This window comes from Streptomyces sp. NBC_00876, assembly GCF_045207435.1.
Lineage (GTDB): Bacteria > Actinomycetota > Actinomycetes > Streptomycetales > Streptomycetaceae > Streptomyces.
Map to the genome: position 1 here is coordinate 3,865,507 of NZ_CP108800.1, position 21,861 is coordinate 3,887,367.

A 21,861-nucleotide genomic window follows, 5' to 3' on the forward strand; every position below is an offset into this window, starting at 1 on the left:
GGCGGGTGCCAGGCGGTCCTCATTCACCGTGGGGGTAGACAACACTTGCGTACGCGCAGCATCTCCACAGCGACTTGGATCGCGGTCCTGTTCAGCTCAGCGGCACTGGTCGGCGGTGCGGCGAACCCGGCCGCCGCCGACACCAGCAAGATCATTCCTGCTGCGTCGGTCGGCGCCATCGGCACGGACGGCGTGCACCACCGCGTCTTCATCAGCGACCCGAACGGCGGCAAGGTCGTCGTCGCCACCTACAACGGCACGGTCATGGCCACGATCCCGTCGCTGCCCGGGCGGCAAGCTCTGGTTCGGGTACGACGGGGGCGGCTCGGGTCACATCGGCTCGCTCGACCTGAACGGCGCCGAGCCGGTCGTACGCCAAGGTGAAGGTCTCGACCTCCCTCTCCAAGCCGTACCGGACGGCCAGGATCGGCTCCAGGTCGTACGCGTACTTCCACAAAAAGACCAACCCGGTCTTCACCACGACGATGAGCTACTGCAAGGGCCGGCAGTACCTGCTCTCCATGGAGCTCTACTACGGGGGCAAGTGGTACGACGCGGGCTCGCAGTACTTCGGGCTCGGCACCAAGGGCAAGTCGGTCGTGACGCTGACCGGCACGCATGAGACGGGCTACCGGATGCGCGTCCGTGCCTCGTACGTGAACGACATGTCGGGCGACATCGTGAACTCGACGACCCACGGCGCCTGGAAGTACTTCTACTTCACCAAGTAACCGCGGGCACGACGCAGTACGAATGCGGGGACGGGCGGGCGGCCCGTCCCCGCCTCCGCATCAGCTCCACATCAGCGGCTTGACCGACATGAGCAGGTGCTGATGGGCCGGCTGCCCGGCATCCTGTCCCGCACCCCGCGCCGGGTCCGTCGCCTCCTCGCGGTCGGCATGACCGGTGACCATGGCGCGCTGGCCGGGGCCCATCAGATGGAAGCGGACCACCGGGGTGTCGAACGAGGCCAACGCGTCGGTCAGGTAGGCGGGGTTGAAGGCGACCGTCATCTCCTCGGTGCCGGCCAGTTCGGCGGGCAGGCGCTGGGAGGCCACATCGTCCTCGTACCCCGCTTGCAGCAGCACCGAGCCGTCGCGGAAGGCGAGCTGGAGCGGGCTGCCGCCGTCCGCAACCACCGAGACCCGTTTCACGGCCTCGGCCAGGGGCTCGCGGTCGGTCACCGCGGTGACGGGGTCCGCCAGCGCGAACAGTTTGTCGTGGCGCGGCAGTCTGCCGTCCAGGAGCCGGACCGTGGTGCGCATGCCGTCCAGCTCGAAGCCGGCCGAACCCCGGTCGAGCGCCAGCCGGACCAGGCCGGCCCGGCCGAAGGAGCGGGCGATCTCGGAGAGCCTGCGGGCCGAGACGACGACGTCCGCCGAGACGTCCGCGCCCTCGGGCTTCCAGGTGAGCGTACGGACGGCGAAGCGGTAGCGGTCCGTGGCCGCCAGGGTCATCCGGTCGCCGTCGAGGCCCAGCCGGATCCCGGTGAGCGTCGGCAGGGTGTCGTCCCGGCCGGCCGCCACCGTCACCTGCGCGACCGCCGCCGCGAACTCCTCGGCGTCCACCGCCCCGAGCACCTCCGGCAGTGGCGGCAGAGCCGGATAGTCGTCGAGCGGCAGCACCGAAAGACCGAATCCCGCGCCGCTCCCGGTCACGGTGAACCGTGAGCCCTCCACCGCGCATTCCACCGCCCCCTCGGGCAGCACCCGGCACACGTCCAGCAGCCGGCGGCCCATCACGAGCACCTTGCCGGGCCGCGAGGTCCCCGCTGCCAACTCGATGCGGGCGGACGCCTCGTAGTCGTGTCCGGAGATACGGAGCCGGCCGTCCGCCGCCTCCAGCAGCAGACCGCCCAGCACAGGAACGGGCGATCTCGTGGGCAGCACCCGGGCCGCCCACGCCACCGCGTCCGTCAGTGCGCCGCGCTCGATCCGGAACTCCATCGTGGATGACCTCTCCTCGTACGCCGACCGTCACGGGTCCCGACGTACTCGACGTTAAGGGTCACCACTGACAACGCCGGCGAGGAGCGGATGCGGCTGACGACAGCGAGGAGCGGATGCGGCTGACGACAGCGAGGAGCGGATGCGGCCGACGACAGCGGCCACCCCCGTGAGCCGCTGCCGTCGTCCCCCCCGTGCCTCTCCCCCGAAAGGCCCGCATCCGCGTTCGGACTCTAGATTGCGGGGTAGGCGCCGGGAAAGATTCGGTTCGCACCGTGTGGACGGCCGGAGGTATCAGTCCGCACAACCGAACCGGTACGCTGCACTCCGGTTTTGGCCAGGAGCGGAGGACGTGTGCACACGCGCGGACGGGCCGACGACGTCATACGGATGAACGGTCTCGCCCGGACGGGCGGCTCGCGGGAGCTGCTGCGGTGGGTCTCCGGGCGCGCGAGCGGCTGGGCAGGGCTGCTCGGACGCGATGGCACCGTCCTGCACGGCGTCGCCCGGATCCCCGAGCCCACGAGCGCCGCATCGGCCGCGCTCGCGGCCGAGGGCGTCAAGGAGTTGACGGCGCTCGGCGCCCGCTCCCTCTTCGTCGACCAGGGACCGCTCACCGCGCTGCTGTTCTCGCTGGACGGCCCCGCGCACGGCCCTGATGACGCTCCCGCACCGCTCCTCGCCGTGGTCGGGCGGCGTCCGCTGCCGGACGGGCTGTCCACGCTCCTCGCCGATGCCGCCCTGCCGCTGGCCATGTGCTGGGCGGCCGAGAGCGTGGAGCGCAAGCGCCGCCGCGTCGATCTCGCGGAGTCCCGCGGCCGGGAGGCGGTCCTGCATCTGCTCATGACCGGCCAGTTGTCGATCGCGCACCAGGTGGCGGGGGCGCTGAAACCCAATCTGCCCGATCCCGTACGGGTCTGCGTCGTCGAGTGCTCGGGGCGCGGCCGGGACGAGGTGGCGCGGATCTGCGCGGACCTGTCAGGCGGCCGGTCCTGGATCGTGCGGTGCCCGGTCTACGCCCGCCATCTGATCCTCGTCGTGCCGGCGGGCCCCGACCCGGCGCACGCGCGGCTGGACTCCGTGGTCGCCTCGGTGGTCGACGACTGCTTCGTGGGCGTCAGCGAGGACGTGGCGCTGTCCGACACGGCGACCGCGTACCGCCAGGCGTTCGACGCGCTGGCCGTGGCCCGGGGGCTGCCGGAACGGCACGCCCGCTTCGGCGCGGCGCCGGAGCCCGCGCTGGTGGTCGGCGCCGAGGGGGCCCGGTGGGCCGATGCGCTGCTGGCCCCGCTGCTCGCCCATCTCCCGCGGCGCAGCCAGGACCCCGGCAGCCAGGAGCTCGCGGCGACCCTCGCCTCCTGGCTCTCGTTCTCCTCGCACGCCACCGACCACCTGAAGATCCACCGCAACACACTGGCCGCACGGCTGCGGCTGATCGGTGAGCTGCTGGACCTGGACCTGCACCGGGTCGCCGACCAGGCCGCGCTCGACCTCGCCCTGCGCATCCGCGCCACCCCCAGCCTGCCCCGGCCCGCCGGTCAGGGGCAGGCCGGGGGCGTAGCGGCCGGAGGCGTAGTGGCCGGAGGCGTAGTGGCCGGAGGCGTAGCGGCATCCGCCCGGTCGCTGGACGAGATCCTGCGGCTGCCCGCGGTCCGCTCCTGGGCCGTGCAGCAGCTGCGCCCGCTCGACGGTCCAGGGGCGGCGGGCGGCACCACCGACCCGCGCACCACCCTGCGCACATGGCTCGAGTGCCAGGCCCAGCTCGGTCCGGCCGCCGAGGCGCTGGACATCTCCGTACCCGGGGTGCGCAAGCGGCTGACCCGGCTGGAGAACGTGCTCCAGCGCTCGCTGCTGCGGACGCCGAGCGCCCGCTACGACCTGTGGCTGGCGTTCCGCGCACTGGACATCACGGACGGCGGCTAAGGGCTGTCCCGTAGCGGCGGGGGACGGCGGAGGGGGTGTGCCCGGCCTTCCGGCCGGACACACCCCCCGTGGACCGGGAGTTCAGCCGGTCAGCAGCTGAGGTTCGAGCCGGGCGTGGTGCCGAGGATCGCCACGATGGCCTGGTACTTGTCGATACGGCTCTGGACCTGGGCGGGATTGCCGCCGTTGCACTCGAGGGAGCCGTTGATGGAGCGGATCGTCTCGCCGAATCCGGCGCCGTTCACCATGGCGTTGTGGGGCGTCATGGTGCCGGGACCGTTCTGGGTGTTCCAGTACCAGAGGCCGGTCTTCCAGGCGACGGAGGCGTTCTGCTCGACCAGGTAGGGGTTGCCCAGCAGGTCGATGCCGAGCGCGTCACCGGCGGCCTTGTAGTTGAAGTTCCAGCTGAGCTGGATCGGACCGCGCCCGTAGTACGCGGACTGGCCCGCAGGACAGCCGTAGGGCTGGCTGCTGTCGCAGTAGTGCGGGTAGTTGGCCGTGTTCTGCTCGACCACGTACACCAGGCCACCGGTCTCATGGCTGACGTTGGCGAGGAACGCGGCGGCCTCCTGCTTCTTCACCGTGTCGCTGCCGGTGTTGGCGAAGCCCGGGTAGGCGCTCAGTGCGGCGGTCAGGCCGCTGTAGGTGTAGAAGGAATTGCGGCCCGGGAAGATCTGGTTGAACTGCGCCTCACTGACGACGAAGCCGTCGGAGGAACCGGGTCCGCCCGGATCGGTGCCGCCGCCGCAACTGCCTTGATCGGCCCATACGTCGGAGCTGCCGGGGGTCTCGTTCTGGGTCCACCACTTGGCGGTCCAGTTGTGCCCGTTGTACGAGGCGGCTCCGCCGCCCGTGTAGACGGACGAGGAGTTCCAAGCAGCCGCGCAGTCGGCCGCCGAAGCGGTGGTGGCGGGGAGGACGACGACCGTCGCGACGACCGCGACCAGCGCGGCGAGCAGGCCCATGATGCGTCTGATCATGTGAACACTCCTTCGGCGCGGCGCACCGATCTCGTCGGTGCGCCGCCATGGGGGGTGACAGTCACTCAAGCGGCGTTGGTCTGGACCTGTCAAGGTCTAGACCACCGCAAGGAAACCTTCCCGATGCGTGCCCGTGAGCCCCCGCACACCAGGGCCCCCCGTTCCGGAACCGTGCCCAACAGCGGGTATTGCGGAGGACGTCAGTCCGGATCATCACCGTCACCGCCGGAAAAGAAGGACGGGCCCGAAGGCAAAAACCTTCGGGCCCGTCCAGCATGCGGGACGGCAGCCGCCCTCTGTCCGGCCGTACGGGCGCGCGAGAAGTTCTCGCACCCGCTCGCGCTCCGCCCACTACGTCAACAGGTGAGGCCCGAACCCGGATCCGTACCGATGATGCCGGTGATCCGCTCGTACTTGGCGATCCGCGCCTTCACCGAAGCGGGGTTGCCGCCGTTGCATTCCAGCGAGCCATTGAGCGAGCGGATCGTCTCACCGAAGCCCGCACCGCCGACCATGGCATCGTGCGAGGTCATGGTGCCGGGGCCGTTCTGAGTGTTCCAGTACCAGAGCGCGGTCTGCCAGGCGACCGACGGATCCCGCTCGACCTGCCACGGGTCGTTCAGCAGGTCGAGGCCGAGCGCGTCACCGGCCGCCTTGTAGTTGAAGTTCCAGCTGAACATGATCGGGCCGCGGCCGTAGTACGCGGACTGGCCGGCCGGGCAGCCGAACGGCTGGCTGTAGTCGCACTTGATCCAGTAGTTGGCCTCGTTGATCTCCTTCACGTACTGCAGGCCGACCGATTCGAAGTCGGCGTGCGTCAGGAACGCCGCCGCCTCCCGGCTCCTCGTCGCCTCGGTCCCGGTGTTCGCGAAGCGGGGATAGGCGTGCAGCGCGTCGATCAGACCCTGGTACGTGTAGAAGGCGTCGCGGTCCGGGAAGATCTCGTCGAACTCCGCCTCACTGATGACGAAGTCGGAGACCCCGCCCGCACAGGCGCCGCTGTCGGACCAGACGGTGGTGGCGCCCGGATTCTCGTTCCGCGTCCACCACTTCGCCGTCCAGTTGCGGCCGTGGTGCGAGACGGCACCACCGGACGGGTAGGCGGTCGAGGAGCTCCAGACGGGCGCGCACCGCGCCGGCTCCCCGGCGGCGGCAGGCGCGGCACTCGCGGGGCCGGGGAGGAAGGCCACCGTCGCGATGACGGCACTCAGTACGGTCAGAACGCTCTTGATGCGGTTCAGCGCTGCTCACTCCTTCGGCAGGGCACCCCGAACAGGCTCCGGCATGCCGTCGGGCATCCCGACACCCAACCCCGATTGGTCTGGACCTGTCAAGGTCTGGACCAGCCGTCCCGCCCCGTCGCCCGCGGCCATCGCCCTCGCGCGAACGGCGGGCGTACACCTGGCGACGGGACCCGGTACTCACCGCAGTGCTGGGCGTCCTCGCCTCCGTGGGCGTGCTCGGGTACGAACGCCGCGTCCCGCGCCGCAAACGCATCGGCTACCGCGTGCAGATGGACACCCCGATCGGCAGCGAGGTCAGCCGGGCGCGGGCCAACGTGCGACTCGGCCCCTTCGACGAGACCCCGGACATGGCGGACGCCACCCTCGTCCTGCTCCGCATCGAGAACGACGGCTCGCAGTCCATCGACCGCGGCGACTACACCGGACCGGACGGACAACTCCACGGACTGGTCGTCGAGTTCACCGAACGCCGGGTCCGGGGCATCGGCGTCACCCACTCCCCCGGCGCCGACCACCTCATGGACCACTTCACCCCGTCCGAGGGCCTCCGCGGCAGCGGCTCCCTGATCCGCCTGCCGCGCGTCCCGCTCAACCGGGGCGAGCACTTCAAACTCCTGGTCCTGCTCACCGGTTCACGCGTCGGCAGCCCCGTCCGGATCACCGGCGGCATCCGGGACGGCGAGGTGCGGACGAACACCGCCGCCCGCCCGGACGAGAAGCCCCCGCTGTTCGGCCGGGCCGCCCGGTTCATCACCGTGGCACTGACGGTCTGCGTCATCACCCTGGCCTCCATCATCCTGGTCCGGGACGACACCCCGCCCCCGATAGGCTGCGCCCGCGGCGAGCTGACCGTGACCGGCTCCACCGCCTTCGAGCCCGTCCTGGACGAACTGGCGGAGAAGTACGGCAAGGCGTGCGAGGGCGCCACCATCACCGTGGACCCGCACGGCAGCACCGCCGGGATAAGGGAGCTGGCCGACCGGGGCGCGAAGGCCGGGAAGTCCGGCTCGCCCGCCCTCGTGGCCCTCTCCGACGGCCCCAAGCCGAGCGGCTTCCCGCAACTGCGCGAGAACCGCGTCGCCGTCTCCCTCTTCCGCCTGGTCGTCAACGACAAGGTCCCGCTGAAGAACCTCACCCGTGACACGATCCGCGCCCTCTACCGCGGCGACATCCGCAACTGGAAGGAACTCGGCGGCCCGGACCTCCCCGTCCTCCTGGTCAGCAGGGACGCCAACTCCGGTACCCGCGAGGTGTTCCAGCGCCGCGTCCTGGGCCGCAACGAACCCGCCCAGTCCTCCCGCGACTGCACCACGAAGGACGACCCCGAGGCCCCGGTCATCCGCTGCGAACTCGACTCCACCGACCAGGTCCTGGCCGAGGTCGGCCGGCTCGACGGCGCGATCGGCTACAGCGAACTGCGTACGGGCACCAAACCGGCCGGTGCGCACCAGATCGCCATCGACGGCGCCGCCCCGTCCGTCGACACGATCGGCACGAGCACCTACCCGTACTGGGAGATCGAGTACGCGTACACCTACGGCAGCCCGCCCGCCGACTCGCTGGCCTCCGGCTTCCTCTCCTACCTCAGCCGGGGCAGCGGGCAGGACGTCATCCGCACCCACGGCCATCTGCCGTGCGCGACTCCGGAAGGGCTGCGGATCTGCGGGGAGGACTGAGCCCGGACATGCCTGAGGGGCTGCGGATCTGCGGTGAGGACCGAGTCCGCCGCATGTGGCGGACGCGTCAGCCCAGATCCCCCATCCAGACGCGCCGGCCCAGCTCATCCAGCTCGGCCTTCAGCCGACGACATTCCGGAAGGGCTCGGCCCAGAAGACGCCAGTATTCGGGGCCATGTCCCGGCACCCGGACATGGGCCAGTTCATGGGCCACCACGTAGTCCACGAGGTGCATCGGAAGCTGGAAGACCGCCCAGTGCAGCGAGATCGTCCCGTCACCGGTCGAACCCGCCCGGTAGCTTCCCCAGCGATGCCCCAGGTCCCGCACCCGCACCGTGGGCTCGGGAAGGTCCATCCGTGCGGCCCAGGGCTGCAGACGTCCCTGCATCCATCGCTGCCCCGCCCTGCTGTACCAGTCGGCCAGCGCCCTGCGCGCGAGCACCGGGTCTGCCGCGACCCCGCTGTCCAGTCTCAGCCTGCCCGCGACCAGACGGACGGCGGCGACCGGGCGCCCTTCGTCCGGCGGGGCGTCGACGACCAGGAGCCGGTAGTCCCGTCCCAGGTACCGATGGATCTCGCCGTCCCTGAGGGACCGTGTGGGGTGCAGCTGCCGGCGCTCCTCGCTGAGCCGCGCCTTGGCCTCGATCCAGCCCGTACTGGAACGAACGAAGTCCTCGGCCCTCCGAACCCCGCACCCCTTGGGTACGTGCAGCGTGAGCGATCTGTCCCGCTCGACCGTCAGGCCCAGGCGCCGGCGCCGGAGGCTGATGCGGACACCCAGTTCCCGCCCGTCGACGAACAGCACCCCGTCCTCGGTGAGCAAGGGCTCATCGGAGACGGACGCGGCGTCGGGTAGCGCGGGCATACGCCTATTCTCTCCGCGCTTCGGACCGGAAGGCTTCCAGGTGCTGCGCGGCGTACCCCGCGAGTGTCGAGGCGAGCCGGTTCACTTCCTCACGTCCCTCGCCCCGCAGGCGGTAGCCAGCCTGACGGAGGCGGATGGAGAGGCGTGCCTCCAGCCTCGCCACATGCCTGGCCTCACCTCCGAAGGAAGCCAGGCCCACCCGGCTGGTGATCTCGTCGTACACCTCGGCCACGACCCGACGCAGCTCCTGAGGACCAGCGGTCTCCAGCAGCTCGCTCTCCGCCAGCTTCTCGCCGATGAGGACGTAGAGCCGCTGCTCCATGGGGGTGAGGTCGGCGACGGCGGGGTCGGCCTCTTCCGCTCGGACGGCCCGCTCGACCAGCGGTCCAAGCTCCCGGACGATGTCTTCCCATCGTCCGGCGAACTCCTCCAGGACCCGTTCCAGCTCCACGGACAGCTGCCGGTACACCGCACGGTCCTCCACCGCCTGCCGCTCCTCCAGGTGGTAGCGCAACCCCTGGATCTGCTCGGCCGCCGCCTCGCGCACCGGAAGCCTGCTGACCACCTCGTCGAAGTCGGGCGCGAGGATCGACACGGGCGGTACGGCCTCGTTCACCTCGTACGCCTCCAGGTGGTCGGCGATCAGCGCCCGTACCTTGCGGCCGTAGCCGCGCATCGCGAAGCCGCCGCCGGTGTCGTCGCGGTAATGGCGGCGCACGCGCATCTGGAGCACGCTCCACGCCCGTGCGTCCGGCATGAATTCCAGCGCATCCTCGTGCGGCAGGACGCGGTCGACCGCGCCCAGGAACTCGCCGAGCTTCTCGTCGAAGTCGGCCCGCCGCGCGGGGTCGGAGAGCGCGAGCACCGCGGCCGCGAGTCCCGCTCGGGTCGTGAGGCCGTCCGCGTCGATTCCCTCGTCCGCCAGGAACGCCCGGAACTCCCCGGCCGTCCTGCCCAGCTCCGGAAGCTCCTCGGACATGTCGCGCAGCGAGTCGAGAGCGAGTGGATTGCCCTGGTAGGCCGCCAGGGTCACGGCGAGGTTGTTCAGCACGCCGTAGTAGTCGACCACCAGCCCCTCGGTCTTGCGCCGGGCGGGCCGGTTGACGCGGGCGATCGCCTGGAGCAGTTCGGCGTCGCGGATCGGGCGGTCCAGGTAGAGCGCCTGCTCGATGGGTGCGTCGAAGCCGGTGAGCAGCATGGACTTCACGATGAGGAACGCGATCGGCGGCGGGTCGGCCGCCTCCTCGCCCCACACCAGGTCGCTCCACGGGTTCATCCCGCCGACGGCCCCCGCCGGAACCGGGTCGGGCTCGGCGGGCGGCGTGTAGGCCCAAGGGTTGTCGGGGGGCAGCTGGGGGAACGGCTGAAGGAACCGGGCGACGTGGTCGCGCCTGTTGTCCTCGTCGGTCCACTCGCGCCACCTCCCGCTCTTCTGCTCCGCGCCTGCCGAGATCACGGGTACGAAGTCGATCCGCCGCAGCAGCTCCTGGAACTGCCAGGCGCGCAGGAGAAGCGATTCCTCGCGGGTGTAGGTCTCCGGCGCCCGCCCCCTGAGGGCTTCCCGCCGCCCGCTCCTGTCGAACTCCGCAACGCGCAGCAGCAGTTCGGTGCGCGCCTCCTGGAACGCGTTGCGGTAGAGGACCGCCGCCTTCCGGCTGACCACCGCGACCTGGGCCTTGAAACCACCGGTCAGCGGGCCGGTGACGTAGTGCTCCAGCATGTCGGCGGCTTTGCGCCAGATCAGCGGCGGTGACTCCGCCACGGCCCGCTTGGACGGGGTGCCGTACTTCGCCCGTACACGAGCTCTCTCCCTGTCGTCCAGCGGCTCGATCAGGTCCTCGAAGCAGTCGTCCAGCTGCTCCCTGTCACGCACCTCGGCGGTGGTGGCACGGCCCGAGTAACGCACGGGCACGACGACCTTGTCGCGTTCCGCCTCCGTCATCCGGTACGTGTCGAGGAACTCCGGATCTCCGCCGGGCGTGGTGCTCGGTTCAAGCCCGAAGATGCGCCCCGTGTCGGTGCGCCTGCCCTCCATGAGCGGAGTGCCGGTGAAGCCGACCCTCGCCGCGTTGGGCAGCGCCTTGCGCAGGCAGGCGTGGAGTACGGAGGTGTGGGAGCGGTGGGCCTCGTCGACCAGGATGAGGACCTGGTCGGAGTCGCTGCACTCGGGGAAGATCCGTGCGGCCTTGCGCAGGGTCTCCTCGTCCGGCATGGGATCGGCGACCTCGGCGGCGCTCACGCCTGCCCCGGCCTTCGCCCGGTCGGCTTCGAACTCCCCGTCGAGCGACCGCTCCTCGCCGCCCGCGGTGTCACCGTTCCCGTTCTTCGCCACCAGGTCGCCGAGGAACTTCTGGATGGTCGCGAAGACGACCGCACGCCCACCGTGCCGTCCGGCCCGTTCCAGCAGGCTCTCCAGGTCGGTACGGGACTTCGCCTCGCGCACCTCGGACTCGCTCAGCGCGACGGCCTCGCGCAACTGCCGCTGGAGGTCGATGCGGTCCGTGACGGCGATGATCGTGATGCCGTTCAAAGCGGGGTCCGGGCTGGCGTGCAGCCGCCGGGCGAGGAACTGCATGGTGAAGCTCTTGCCCGCGCCCTGGGTGTGCCAGACGACCCCGCCGCGCTCGTCGATGTCCCCGCCGGTGAGGAGGCGGCTGCGCCGGTTACGGAGCCGCTCGACGATCTTCTCGGTGGCGCGGTACTGCTGGTGCCGGCAGACCACCTTCGCCGTTCGCGCCTGTGCGGTACGCCCCCGGGGCTTGCTGCCGCTGGTGGACTTGTCGTCGTCGAGCGGCTTCTCGAAGACGTAGTGCCGGACGATGTTGAGCAGGTTGCCGGGCTTGAGGACGATCGCGGTGAGCTGCTGCTGGAGCGTGGGCAGCGCCTTGGCATCCAGCAGCCCCCAGCCGCGCAGCTCCTGCCGGAGGTGTTCCGCCTTCGCGTAGTCCGGGCTGATGCTGCGCCACAGGGCGTAGTGCTCCTCGGAGGAGGAGTACGTCCCGAGCACGGCATCCGTCCCGTCGGCGGCGACCAGCAGTTGGGCGGGCGCGAAGAGGTGAGGTACGCCTCGCAGGGCACCGGGCCCGCTGCGGGTGTCGTCGTCCACGGGCCGCCCGGTATAGGCGCGCAGATCGCGGATGGCCTTGCCCAGTGGGTCCCGTACGTCCGGTGACTTGCACTCGATGACGACGAGCGGGATGCCGTTGACGAAGAGCACGAGGTCCAGGACAGCCGGCTTGCCGTCCGCGTCGCAGACCCTCAGCTGGTCGACGACGAGGTAGTCGTTGCGGGCCAAAATCTCCTCCCGGCTGCCCTCCAGTGCCTCCTGCGACCAGTCGACAAACCGCGTCTTGACGTCCTTGTCGTCCGGCCCGGACTGCAGGATGCCGCCCAGGATCAGATCGGTCGCGTCACGGTTGGCCTGCGGCAGCGACTGCGCCGATACGTGGCGCGCGGCGGCGCGCAGGGCGAAGACGGCGGGGTTGGTGTGCGCATCGTTGGTCATCCATGGGGAGCACCGGCGCACGGCGGCCCGCAGCCGCCGCTCCAGCAGTACGTCCCCGAAGTCGTCGCGCTCACCCGCGGCTGCCAGCCGGGCGCCCTCGATGTGCTGCCACCCCATCGCCTTGAGGTGCGCCAGCAACGGCCACTCCGCCTCGACCTGCTCGGTCGTTCCCCCGACCACTTCGCCAACCATCCCCGTGCCTCCCCCGCGTACCGACCCGACGTACTGGTGAAACCGTGCGAGGGACCATTGTGCGCCAGGGGTGAATCGGGCACGCGGGCCAGGCCCCGCAGCGGAGATGCGGGGCCTGGCGGGACGGGAACCTGGCTTCTGCCGTCAGACCTGGCGGCGGGTGGTGAGGATGCTCTTCCGGCAGTCCGGGAGACTGGCGGCCGGGCTGATGAGGGCGGCGGTGTCGTCGTCGAGGGCGTAGCAGAGCTGGGCGTGCAGCGTCTCGGCCTCGGCGGGCGTCAGCCGCAGCGCGGCGTCCGCCTCGAAGGCCCCTTCCCGGCGGAACCAGAGGTCGATGGCGAGCGACCCGTCCGCCTCCCGCCGCACGGGCTTACTGGGCACCCGGCTGACGCGTACCTGGTCTGAACTGCCCATCAGGCCGCCCTCCTCGCGGTCGCGAGCACGAGGGTGCCCGTGCTGTACGCCTGGGCGGCCCCGGCGGTGACCACGAACCCGTCGAGCGCGAGCCGTAGGGCGGTGCGGCGGGCACGGCGTTCGGGGTCGAGGGGGTGGTGGGGGCGGGAGCGGGGGACGAGGCGCAGGGGGCGGTGGGGGGACGGGGGTTGGGATGCGGTGATGGGGACGGGCGCCGGTGCGGGTGGCAGTACAGGTCCGGGGAAGCGGAAGGCGCGCAGGACGCGCGCCAGGACGGGCAGAACCACGTGCACGAGTGTTCGTGCGAGGTGGGTGCGGATACGGTGGAACATGCTGACGCTCCTTCGAGGCGTTGGCCATGCCCCGGGGTGCTGATGACACCGCCGGGGCACTCCAGTCCAAGCGGTAACCAACTGGATACCGCCCGCAACCAAGGTTAGCGACAAAAGTGCTGACGCATCAATGTTGATACGAAGTGGATCGCATTGGCATATGCGTCCGAGAGCGCTCGGCGATACCTCCCTGTCGCGGCGCTCCGCTACACGAGGTCGTCGAACTCGCCGGCCTTGGCCCCGGCCAGGAACGCCGCCAGCTTGGACGGGGTCGTCCTGACGATCACGCCAGGATCGTCACTCTCCCTGACGAGAACGTCGCCATCGACCACAGCAAGTTCGAGACAGTTCCCCGCCTGCTCCGAGTGGGAGGACTTGCGCCACTGAATTTCCACGATCCTCAGGCTTTCATAGCTCGTGCAACACCCTGCGGATGAAGTCGCGCGACTGCTTCGGTTCGAGTGAGCGCGTCTCCATTCGGTCCAACACCGCACGGTAGTTGGTCAGATGAGTCTCGGCATCGAGGAACGTGATGCCGTTCGGTACGTCGATCTGCACGGTGTCCAACTGCCGCACCGGCCCGCTCGCGTACATCGTCGAGCTGCCCGCGCTGGGGAACCCTCCAGCGGCAAACGGGATAACGCGCAGCGTCACCGCATCCCGCTCGGAGCACTTCAGGAGCTCCTCCAACTGCCGTCGCACAACAGCCCGGTCACCGAAGAGCATCCGCAGTGCGGCCTCGTGGAGCAGGAACGAACAGGCAGCCGGATTCTCCCCGTCGAGCAGCGACCGACGCCGCATCCTGAAGTCCACCTGGAGATCCATCGCTACCGGGCTCAGCGGAGGCACAGCCTCACCGAAGACGGCGCGCGCGTAGTCCTCGTGCTGCAACAGGCCGGGCAGGTGCGTGATCTGTACGTGCCGCAGCGAGACGGCGTGGTGCTCCAACTCCACCAGGTCCAGCATGAACGAGGCGACCGAGTCCCGGAACTCGTCCCACCAGTTCGACCCGGCCCGCTCACGGGCCATGTCGGCGAGCGCGTCCACGTAGGCCTGGTCGGGACAGGAGTAGTTCGACGCCCATACGCGCACGCGGTCGGCACTGACGCCGAACCGCGCGGACTCGGTGTTACTGATCGCCGTCTTGTCCACGCGATGCAGCGCGGCGGCCTCGGTGAGGGAGAGCCCGACATGCTCGCGCATCCGCCGGAGCTCGGAGCCGAGGCGGCGCTTTCGGGCGGTGGGTGGCTTCCTGACTGGCACGAGTCCCTTCCCGCTACAGCACGCCCGTCTCCGTGGCCTTCATCAATCGGTCGAGTTTACCGGGGCCGCTGTTGAGCAACACATCGGAGATACCTTGCTTCACGGCTCGAACCTTGGCCAGGCTTTCACGTTCTACGGCAATTCGACGATCACATGCTTCAAGGCTCGCAATGATCCCCGCCTGTTCCCGCAAGTCGGTTGGGAAATCAATAAGCAAGTCTCGAAGCTTCGTAGGATTGACATTTACTTGCTGAACTGCGACTGTCGCAATCGAGCGCACGCGTCGCCTGATTTCGGGATGCTGGAGCCATTCGACAAGATAGCCTGGGTTGATCCTTGCAATATCCGGGTTCAACCGCACCAGATAGGAGGCGAATGTTGCCTCCTCAAGCTCACCACCCCACATCGCAGACTTTCCGACGTGCTCAATGCTGTTCGTTCTATTAAAGAGCACATCTCCCACCCTAAGGAGATTCTCAGGTTGCACACCCCGCGGGCAATACCGAACCTCTCCGAGCTCAATACGCCCATTCAATAGGTTATTCATCCGGAGCGTGGGGATTCCCCGACTATCTTCGTCCAGCGCAACGGAGATACCGTAGTCCGCAGAAGGCACAACCTCGCGAAGGGCCATTCGTTCCCAGCCGGTTGGCACCTCACCGCACACGACTGACGCCATTCTACTCAGCGTGATTCCACTCCGAACGGCCCGAATCTTAGCGATCGCCGCCTGAGCTGCCCGCTCTGATTCACTGACCGAATCCAGAATCTCGACGATTCTACGCTGCCGCGACATCGGCACCAGCGGAAAAGGAAGCCTCGCGAATCTATCACCGCCGAGATGCGCAATGCTCGTGGTCTTCTTTGCGATCGACGCAAACGTACCATCGTTCAGCCAAGCCCTAAAAATCTCACGCGCATACGCCGGAAGCACGTTTGGGCCGCTCCGAAACCGCACGAGAGTATTCTGAAAGAAATACCCCCCCGGCGGCCCATCGTAGATAGAGCTGCGCCCTACCAACTCCAGGCTCTGCCCCTCGTTGAGCAGGATGTCTCCTGGCAACAGCTCATATCTTTTGCGCTCCAGGGAACTGAAACTCATCGTTTTCACGTCTGAGTAGTCGATCCGCCCGTCAAGAACGTTAGCGACACGGAGATACGGGGCATGCCTACCATCCGCCTGGCTGCTGGCAGGCGAAAGCTGCTTACCCACCCGCACCTCACCGACCTCCCCAACCGGAACCCAGCGAGTCTCGTCCGGCTCAGCCGACATAGCCCAGCTCCTCCAGAAACCCTTCCAGCCGCTTCGCCGCAGCCTCACGCCGCGCCTCAATATCCTGCAACGACACCAGGTACTTCCGCTCCCAGCCCCCGTACACGTCGACCAACTCCCGACGCCTCCGCACCACATGGCCCTCCAGCTTCGAGGACAGGTCATCCCGGAGGATGCCGAGCACGATCTCGCGCGCGCCCGCCTCGCTCAGCGCATCCCGCACCTCATGCAGCCGGGGCGTGCGCCGCTCCTCGTCGGCATCAGCACCGCCACCGACGCCCGCTTCGGCAACCGTCACTTCCAGCGCCGTCTGACCGGCTGAAGCGGTGGCCGCAGACTCCGCCGCTGCGGCCTTCTTCTTCGCGGCAGCAGTGGCGGCCTTCGCGGCGGCCCCCATCCCGTCCACCGGATAAAACGCCTCCTCCAGCGCCTTCACCGCCTTGCCCGCCGCCGTCCGCTCCTTCTTGAGCTTCTTCAGCTCAGGCTCACTGAGCAGCGCCTCCGCCACCGCAGGATCAAGGGCCCCCGGCTCCTCGCCGTCCTCCCCCGCAATGCCCGCCGCAGCCGCCGCCCGCGCCGCCTCCGCCTCCTCGGCCGCCTTCACCTTCACGTCCAGCTTCGCCTTGACCTTGTCCGCCTCGGCCAGCTCGCGCAGGAAGTCCGGGGCGATCCGGGCCACCACCTTGTGGCCGTACGCCTGGCGGCGCTCCGCGCCCGAGCGTTTGCGTGCGCCGCCCGTCCACGGGTTCGGCTCCGGTTCGAGCAGCGTCTCGACCGTGTCGACCCAGCCCTCGACGACACCCTTGAAGCCATTGCTGGCCAAGGCCTTGAGCTCGTTCCTGGCGTCCTGCCACCACCCGGCGACCGCCCCCGAGAGGGCATAGCGGTCCAGCAGGTCAACGTTCAGCAGCCGCTGACGGAACGAGGCGATCAGGTCGGCACGCAGCCGGGCGAGCTGCGACCGCTTCTCGAACTCCGTGCGGTCGTCGCCCTCATGCGGGGCCAGGGACGCGATCTGTCCGGTCTCCACCGCCCACCACTTGTCGAACGCGTCCCACAACTCCCGCTCCCGGCCCTCGGCCAGCGCGGTCAGCCGGTCGGCGTCCGGCCGTTCGTCCTCCGGCAGGAAGTCGACGTACGCGGAGTCGTTCTCCCGCTCCGCGAACAGATCGGTCACCCCGACCCCGTACGCCTCCAGCACCTTCGCCTTGTCCTCGGCCTCGATCTCCGATGTCGGCACCCCGCCCGTCAGATGCGCGCGGACGTCCTGCGGCTCGGGCGGCGGGGTGTTGTCGACGTAGCGGCGGATGTTGAGGTTGTACGCGTTCTCCGCCAGCTCCTCCCGCTTCACCCAGCGGGCGAACCGGGGTACCCCCGAGCCGTCCCCCACCGCGTCGTGGAACGTGGAGACGATCTTCTCCACATGCTCAGGCAGCAGCACGTTCTGCGCGCGCTCGGAGTGGTACTCGCGGTCGGCGTTGATGAAGAGCACCTTGCCCTGCCGGTCCACGTGCTTCCGGCCCTTGGCGCGCAGCACCAGCACGCAGGCGGGGATGCCGGTGCCGTAGAAGATGTTGGACGGCAGGCCGATCACGGCCTCCAGCAGGTCGGCCTCGATGAGCTTGGCCCGGATGTCGCCCTCAGCGCCGCTGCGGAACAGCACGCCGTGCGGCATCACGGTGAAGACGGAGCCACCGCGCCCCTCCACCATGTACAGCATGTGCTGCAGGAACATCAGGTCGGCCTTGCCCTTTTCCGAGGTGTGGCCGTACTTCATGCGGTCTTCGAGACCGGGCGGCAGGTCGGCCACCTTGTAGTCCATGGAGAAGGGCGGGTTGCTGAGCACCACGTCGTACGACTTGTCGAGGTGCATCGGGTTGGTGAGCGTGTCCCCGGTCCGCAGGTCGAAGTCGCTGGCGCCGTGGAACAGCATGTTCATCGTGGCCATGACCCAGGAGCCGTTGTTGGCGTCCTGCCCGGCCAGGGCCAGGTCCTCGGTGTCGCCGCCGTGCTCCTCGATGTACTCCTTGGTGTGGATGAGCATTCCACCGGAGCCGACGCACGGGTCGTACACATGCTGGTTGGCCTGCGGGCGCGCCAGCTCGACCATCATGCGGACCACCGCACGCGGGGTGTAGAACTCGCCGCCCTTGGAACCGGCCGAGTCCGCGAAGTCCTTCAGCAGGTACTCGTACGCAGCACCGATGACGTCCGGGAACTCAAGGTCCTCGCCCCTCAGCCGCAGGCTCCCGAAATGACCGATGAGTGCGGAGAGTCGCTTGTCCGCGAGCTTGGCCGCCGAGGTTCCGGTGCCTCCGCCGCCACCGATCCGGTTGAAGTTGACCTGTCCGAACAGACCGCGGAGTCCTTCGTTGCCCTTCTGGCCCTCCAGGGCGTCCAGCGCGGGCTGGAGGTAGCTCGTGGCCACGTCGTCCACCGCTCCGGCCAGCCGGGACCAGCGGGCCTCCTCCGGGACGTACATGATCCGGTCGGCCGTGTAGCGGCGGTGATCCTCCGCGTCCTCCCTGGCCTCTTCCTCGCTCGCGCCCCCGGCCTTCTCCTCGGCGACGATCCGGTCGTAGGCGGCCTCGAACTCGTCGTTCACCCGCTTCAGGAACAACAGGACCAAGAGGAAGTCGCGGTACTCGGCGGCGTCCATGGTGCCGCGCAGGATGTCTGCGGCAGCGAAGAGATGACGCTCCAGTTGATCGAGCGTGAGCTTGGCCACGGACGGACTCCAAGGTGGTGTGATGCCGGCGCTGTGCAGACGAAAAAAGGGGGACGCCGGGCGGCGAGCCGCCCGGCAGAGGCTTTCGCGGGCCTGCTCCCAGCAGCCTAGTAGCCGCTGAGGAGCAGACCTTCCTCAACGAAACTCCAGACGTCGGTGAACGGATCCCACTTCTCGGGATTGGCCGTTTCGACGCGCGCGTTGATCGCCTTTGCGTATTTCCTGGCGTCCTTGTACCGCCGCTGATCCTTGTCCGTGCTCAGCACCTGGTCCTCGCGCATGTGCTTGGACTGCTGCTCGGAGACGGTACGGATGTTGCGGCCGTACGTCGCCGCGAAGCCGGGACGGGAGCGGAGCCGGCTGTTCGCGTCGCCGCAGACACCGCCGAAGCTGCTGGTGTAGTTCGTGTAGTGCAGGAGCCGCCAAAGCTCGAAACAGGGGTGCGAGTAGGCGATCTTGATGCCGTGCTTGTCCGCGAGCTGCCTGGCCTCAAGGATGTTCAGGTGGTCGTCGCGGTCGAAGAGGACCCACACCTGGGGGTAGTTCCAGTCGTCGGTCGTCAGCCCGGCGTCCTTGGCCTCGCGCTGGACCTTGCGCAGCGTGATGACGGCGTCCTTGACCATCGCGTACGGCTTGCGGTGTTTGCCGACGGCGTTCTCGTTCTCGAAGTGGTGATCCACACTGCGGCCAGGAGTGGCCGGTGTGCCGTGCTTCAGGATGATGTCGATGTACTCGGGCTCGGTGACCTCGCCCTCGGTGAAGATGTACACCTGGCGAGCGCGGTTCGTACGCCCCTTCCCGCCTCCCTTCTTGCGGGAAACGCTGTCCCCTCCCCTTGGCCTCGCCATCAGCCCTCTTCCGCCTCCATCCGTGCCAAGTCGTCCGTCCGCACCAGCCGTCGCCCGATCTGCCCCTCGGAAACCTTCGGCACCGCGCCGAAGGACCCGGCGAGATACGACGCCATGAGGTCCTCCTCGTCCGTCGGCTCCCAGTCGGCGACCGACGACAGCTCCGTGGCCCCGTTCCCGTCCTTCTCCGTGAGCCACAGCTGCCCCGGCTCCAGGAGCCGACCGCCGCCGGGCGTCCGCAGCAGGGAGGGGTCGTGGCCGGTGAAGATCAGCTGGGCGCCCTTGGGATTCACCCACGGCGCCTGGAAGAGGCGTACGACCTCTGCTGCGAAGCGCGAGTGCAGGCTCGCGTCCAGCTCGTCGATGAGCAGGACCGCGCCGGTGTCGAGAGCAAGCAGGAGCGGGCCGATCAACGCGAACCAGGAGCGGGTTCCCCACGACTCCGAGTCCCAGTCCAGCGCCGTGCGTTCGCCGCCGCTCGTATGGATCAACTGGACGACCGGGCGGCCCGACGACGAACGCTCGACCTCCACGCCCGCGATACCAAGATCGGCGACCCGCAGCAGTTCCTCGGCCCGGCGCCGGAAGTCTTCGCTCCGTAGCAGCTTCATGGCCGTGTAGGCCTCGCGCTGGGTGCGCTCCGTCTCTGGCGTGACGTCCCAGAGGTTGTTCTTGAACCAGTCGAAGACCGGGGTCAGCTGCTCGTGACCGTCGTTGGCCGCCCGCGTCAGGAGGAGGGCGTCCGGTCGCGTCGTGCGCGCCAGCCGGGCGCGGTCGTGGAGACGCTCGCCGGGGAAGTCGAAGTCCTTGTCACGGTCGGCGTCCCGCTCGAACCAGACCTGGCGACGGCCCTTGGGGTAGGCATAGAGCCATTCCGCTTCAACCCGGCGCGCGCCCAGCTCGAATCCGTACGTCCAGCGGACACCGTCATCCAGGACGATGTCCGCCTCGTACAGGGATGTCTGCGCCGCTGCCTTGGGATCGAGGGCGAACTCGTCGCGGGGGATTCCGTCGTAGGAGGTCCAGTCGGCGTAGGAGCGCATGACGGCGTGCTTCATGCTCTTCAGTGCGGCGATCACGTTGGACTTGCCGGAGGCGTTGGCCCCGAAGATTCCGAGCACGGTGTGAACAGGAAGGCGCTGCCCGTCGGAGAGCACCGTCTCGCGAGCTGCGGCCAGCTCCCTCTCGGTCCCCTCGGACGCGACAAACGACAGTTCCTGCTCGTCGCGCAGCGACCGGACGTTCGCCACCCGGAATCTCAGCAGCATCCTGGCTCCTTCATGGCGGACACATTAGTCACACCATCCCGCCCGCGTGTGCGGGTGTGCGGCGGCAGCCGACAGATGGTGTCTGCCGGCCGCCGCCGCGGTGCTCCCTACAGGAACGAGTTGATCTCGATGGTCTCGGTGCGGCCGGGGCCGACACCGATCGCGGAGATCGGTGCGCCGGACATCTCCTCCAGCGCCTTCACGTACGCCTGCGCGTTCTTCGGCAGGTCGCCGAAGGTCTTGGCCTTGGTGATGTCCTCGGACCAGCCGGGCAGCATCTCGTAGATCGGCTTCGCGTGGTGGAAGTCGGTCTGGTTGTACGGGAGCTCCTCGACGCGCTTGCCGTCGATCTCGTACGCCACACACACCGGGATCTGCTCCCAGCCGGTGAGGACGTCCAGCTTGGTGAGGAAGAAGTCGGTCAGGCCGTTGACCCGGGTCGCGTACCGCGCGATCGGGGCGTCGAACCAGCCGCAGCGGCGGTCACGGCCGGTGGTGACACCGCGCTCGCCACCGATCCTGCGCAGCGCCTCGCCGTCCTCGTCGAGTAGCTCCGTCGGGAACGGACCGGCACCGACACGCGTCGTATAGGCCTTGAGGATGCCGATGACCCGGGTGATCTTCGTCGGACCCACACCGGAACCGGTGCAGGCGCCGCCCGCGGTCGGGTTCGACGAGGTGACGAAGGGATACGTGCCGTGGTCGACGTCGAGCAGCGTGCCCTGACCGCCCTCGAAGAGGACGACCTTGCCCTCGTCGATGGCGTTGTTCAGGATCAGCGTCGTGTCGGCGACGAAGGGCTTGATCTGCTCCGCGTACTGGAGCATGTCCTCGACGACCTTGCCGGCCTCGATGGCGCGCCGGTTGAAGACCTTGGCCAGAAGCTGGTTCTTCTGCTCCAGGGCCGCCTCGACCTTCTGCTCCAGGATCGACTCGTCGTAGAGGTCCTGGACGCGGATGCCGACCCGGTTGATCTTGTCGGCGTACGTCGGGCCGATACCGCGCCCGGTCGTGCCGATCTTGCGCTTGCCGAGGAAGCGTTCCGTCACCTTGTCGACCGTGACGTTGTACGGGGTGATCAAATGAGCGTTACCGCTGATCAGCAGCTTGGACGTGTCCACGCCGCGGTCATTCAGCCCACTCAGCTCGGAGAGCAGGACCGCAGGGTCGACGACGACACCGTTACCGATGACCGGGGTACACCCCGGTGACAGGATTCCGGAGGGGAGGAGATGAAGTGCGTACTTCTGGTCACCGACGACCACCGTGTGGCCGGCATTGTTGCCGCCTTGGTAGCGCACCACATAGTCCACGGATCCACCGAGGAGGTCGGTGGCCTTTCCCTTGCCCTCGTCACCCCACTGAGCACCGAGCAGCACAAGTGCGGGCACAGGCGTACACCCC

Annotated in this window: 18 protein-coding genes; 4 read left to right on the forward strand and 14 right to left on the reverse strand. The window is 68.8% G+C overall.

The window, feature by feature from the left end:
• The first annotated feature begins 45 nt into the window (after nucleotides 1–45).
• Together OG782_RS16920 and OG782_RS16925 are read left to right on the forward strand one after the other, a co-directional pair.
• On the forward strand, nucleotides 46–384 hold the full coding sequence (locus OG782_RS16920; RefSeq protein ID WP_406451787.1) for a hypothetical protein: 339 nt from the start codon (nucleotides 46–48) through the stop codon (nucleotides 382–384).
• Entirely contained in the window at nucleotides 381–731 is a 351-nt protein-coding gene (locus OG782_RS16925) for a hypothetical protein (RefSeq protein WP_406451789.1), read from the forward strand. The genes OG782_RS16920 and OG782_RS16925 overlap by 4 nt, the downstream gene beginning before the upstream one ends.
• Nucleotides 732–791: 60 nt before the next feature.
• On the opposite strand, the gene dnaN is transcribed toward OG782_RS16925, so the two are convergent.
• Nucleotides 792–1,946 carry a DNA polymerase III subunit beta gene (dnaN, locus tag OG782_RS16930; protein WP_406451791.1) on the reverse strand — a complete coding sequence of 385 codons (1,155 nt, stop codon included), beginning with the start codon at nucleotides 1,944–1,946 and terminating at the stop codon, nucleotides 792–794.
• A 390-nt stretch (nucleotides 1,947–2,336) separates the two neighbouring features.
• Between dnaN and OG782_RS16935 the strand changes: the two genes are divergently transcribed.
• Complete coding sequence (locus tag OG782_RS16935) at nucleotides 2,337–3,869, forward strand: helix-turn-helix domain-containing protein (RefSeq protein WP_406459119.1); 1,533 nt, start codon at nucleotides 2,337–2,339, stop codon at nucleotides 3,867–3,869.
• Nucleotides 3,870–3,958: 89 nt separating this feature from the next.
• On the opposite strand, the gene OG782_RS16940 is transcribed toward OG782_RS16935, so the two are convergent.
• Together OG782_RS16940 and OG782_RS16945 are read right to left on the reverse strand one after the other, a co-directional pair.
• Nucleotides 3,959–4,849, reverse strand: coding sequence for a glycoside hydrolase family 19 protein (locus OG782_RS16940; RefSeq protein ID WP_406451793.1), 891 nt, complete (start codon nucleotides 4,847–4,849; stop codon nucleotides 3,959–3,961).
• Nucleotides 4,850–5,205: 356 nt separating this feature from the next.
• Nucleotides 5,206–6,039, reverse strand: coding sequence for a glycoside hydrolase family 19 protein (locus OG782_RS16945; protein ID WP_406451795.1), 834 nt, complete (start codon nucleotides 6,037–6,039; stop codon nucleotides 5,206–5,208).
• A 239-nt stretch (nucleotides 6,040–6,278) separates the two neighbouring features.
• On the opposite strand from OG782_RS16945, the gene OG782_RS16950 reads away from it, so the two are divergent.
• A complete protein-coding gene (locus OG782_RS16950; protein WP_406451797.1) occupies nucleotides 6,279–7,769 on the forward strand; it encodes a substrate-binding domain-containing protein in 1,491 nt (496 codons plus the stop codon).
• Between the two features lie 67 nt (nucleotides 7,770–7,836).
• Here the strand turns inward: OG782_RS16950 and OG782_RS16955 are convergent, their stop codons facing one another.
• The 11 genes from OG782_RS16955 to OG782_RS17005 form a co-directional block, all read right to left on the reverse strand.
• Nucleotides 7,837–8,634, reverse strand: coding sequence for a M48 family metallopeptidase (locus OG782_RS16955; RefSeq protein ID WP_406451799.1), 798 nt, complete (start codon nucleotides 8,632–8,634; stop codon nucleotides 7,837–7,839).
• A gap of 4 nt (nucleotides 8,635–8,638) precedes the next feature.
• Nucleotides 8,639–12,331, reverse strand: coding sequence for a type I restriction endonuclease subunit R (locus tag OG782_RS16960; protein ID WP_406451801.1), 3,693 nt, complete (start codon nucleotides 12,329–12,331; stop codon nucleotides 8,639–8,641).
• A 144-nt stretch (nucleotides 12,332–12,475) separates the two neighbouring features.
• Entirely contained in the window at nucleotides 12,476–12,745 is a 270-nt protein-coding gene (locus OG782_RS16965) for a hypothetical protein (RefSeq protein ID WP_406451803.1), read from the reverse strand.
• Nucleotides 12,745–13,077: a hypothetical protein gene (locus tag OG782_RS16970; RefSeq protein ID WP_406451805.1), complete on the reverse strand. Its 333-nt coding sequence runs from the start codon at nucleotides 13,075–13,077 to the stop codon at nucleotides 12,745–12,747. Before OG782_RS16970 ends, OG782_RS16965 begins: the two co-directional genes overlap by 1 nt.
• Nucleotides 13,078–13,283: 206 nt before the next feature.
• Nucleotides 13,284–13,481, reverse strand: coding sequence for a DUF397 domain-containing protein (locus tag OG782_RS16975; protein WP_406459120.1), 198 nt, complete (start codon nucleotides 13,479–13,481; stop codon nucleotides 13,284–13,286).
• A 4-nt stretch (nucleotides 13,482–13,485) separates the two neighbouring features.
• Entirely contained in the window at nucleotides 13,486–14,340 is an 855-nt protein-coding gene (locus OG782_RS16980) for a Scr1 family TA system antitoxin-like transcriptional regulator (RefSeq protein WP_406451807.1), read from the reverse strand.
• A 13-nt stretch (nucleotides 14,341–14,353) separates the two neighbouring features.
• Nucleotides 14,354–15,613, reverse strand: coding sequence for a restriction endonuclease subunit S (locus OG782_RS16985; RefSeq protein WP_406451809.1), 1,260 nt, complete (start codon nucleotides 15,611–15,613; stop codon nucleotides 14,354–14,356).
• Nucleotides 15,603–18,341, reverse strand: coding sequence for an N-6 DNA methylase (locus OG782_RS16990; RefSeq protein ID WP_406451811.1), 2,739 nt, complete (start codon nucleotides 18,339–18,341; stop codon nucleotides 15,603–15,605). The genes OG782_RS16985 and OG782_RS16990 overlap by 11 nt, the downstream gene beginning before the upstream one ends.
• Before the next feature lie 107 nt (nucleotides 18,342–18,448).
• Entirely contained in the window at nucleotides 18,449–19,111 is a 663-nt protein-coding gene (locus OG782_RS16995) for an RloB family protein (RefSeq protein ID WP_406451813.1), read from the reverse strand.
• 77 nt (nucleotides 19,112–19,188) lie between these two features.
• Nucleotides 19,189–20,457, reverse strand: coding sequence for an ATP/GTP-binding protein (locus OG782_RS17000; protein WP_406451815.1), 1,269 nt, complete (start codon nucleotides 20,455–20,457; stop codon nucleotides 19,189–19,191).
• Between the two features lie 107 nt (nucleotides 20,458–20,564).
• Nucleotides 20,565–21,848 (reverse strand): adenylosuccinate synthase, encoded by a 1,284-nt coding sequence (locus OG782_RS17005; protein WP_406451817.1) that lies wholly within the window; start codon nucleotides 21,846–21,848, stop codon nucleotides 20,565–20,567.
• Between the last annotated feature and the right edge of the window lie 13 nt (nucleotides 21,849–21,861).

What these genes read in the sequence shown, in the direction of transcription:
- dnaN (WP_406451791.1), bottom strand. Translation starts at nt 1,946, where the DNA reads ATGGAGTTCCGGATCGAGCGCGGCGCACTGACGGACGCGGTGGCGTGG.
- OG782_RS16935 (WP_406459119.1), top strand. Translation starts at nt 2,337, where the DNA reads ATGAACGGTCTCGCCCGGACGGGCGGCTCGCGGGAGCTGCTGCGGTGG.
- OG782_RS16940 (WP_406451793.1), bottom strand. Translation starts at nt 4,849, where the DNA reads ATGATCAGACGCATCATGGGCCTGCTCGCCGCGCTGGTCGCGGTCGTC.
- OG782_RS16955 (WP_406451799.1), bottom strand. Translation starts at nt 8,634, where the DNA reads ATGCCCGCGCTACCCGACGCCGCGTCCGTCTCCGATGAGCCCTTGCTC.
- OG782_RS16960 (WP_406451801.1), bottom strand. Translation starts at nt 12,331, where the DNA reads ATGGTTGGCGAAGTGGTCGGGGGAACGACCGAGCAGGTCGAGGCGGAG.
- OG782_RS16965 (WP_406451803.1), bottom strand. Translation starts at nt 12,745, where the DNA reads ATGGGCAGTTCAGACCAGGTACGCGTCAGCCGGGTGCCCAGTAAGCCC.
- OG782_RS16970 (WP_406451805.1), bottom strand. Translation starts at nt 13,077, where the DNA reads ATGTTCCACCGTATCCGCACCCACCTCGCACGAACACTCGTGCACGTG.
- OG782_RS16985 (WP_406451809.1), bottom strand. Translation starts at nt 15,613, where the DNA reads ATGTCGGCTGAGCCGGACGAGACTCGCTGGGTTCCGGTTGGGGAGGTC.
- OG782_RS17000 (WP_406451815.1), bottom strand. Translation starts at nt 20,457, where the DNA reads ATGCTGCTGAGATTCCGGGTGGCGAACGTCCGGTCGCTGCGCGACGAG.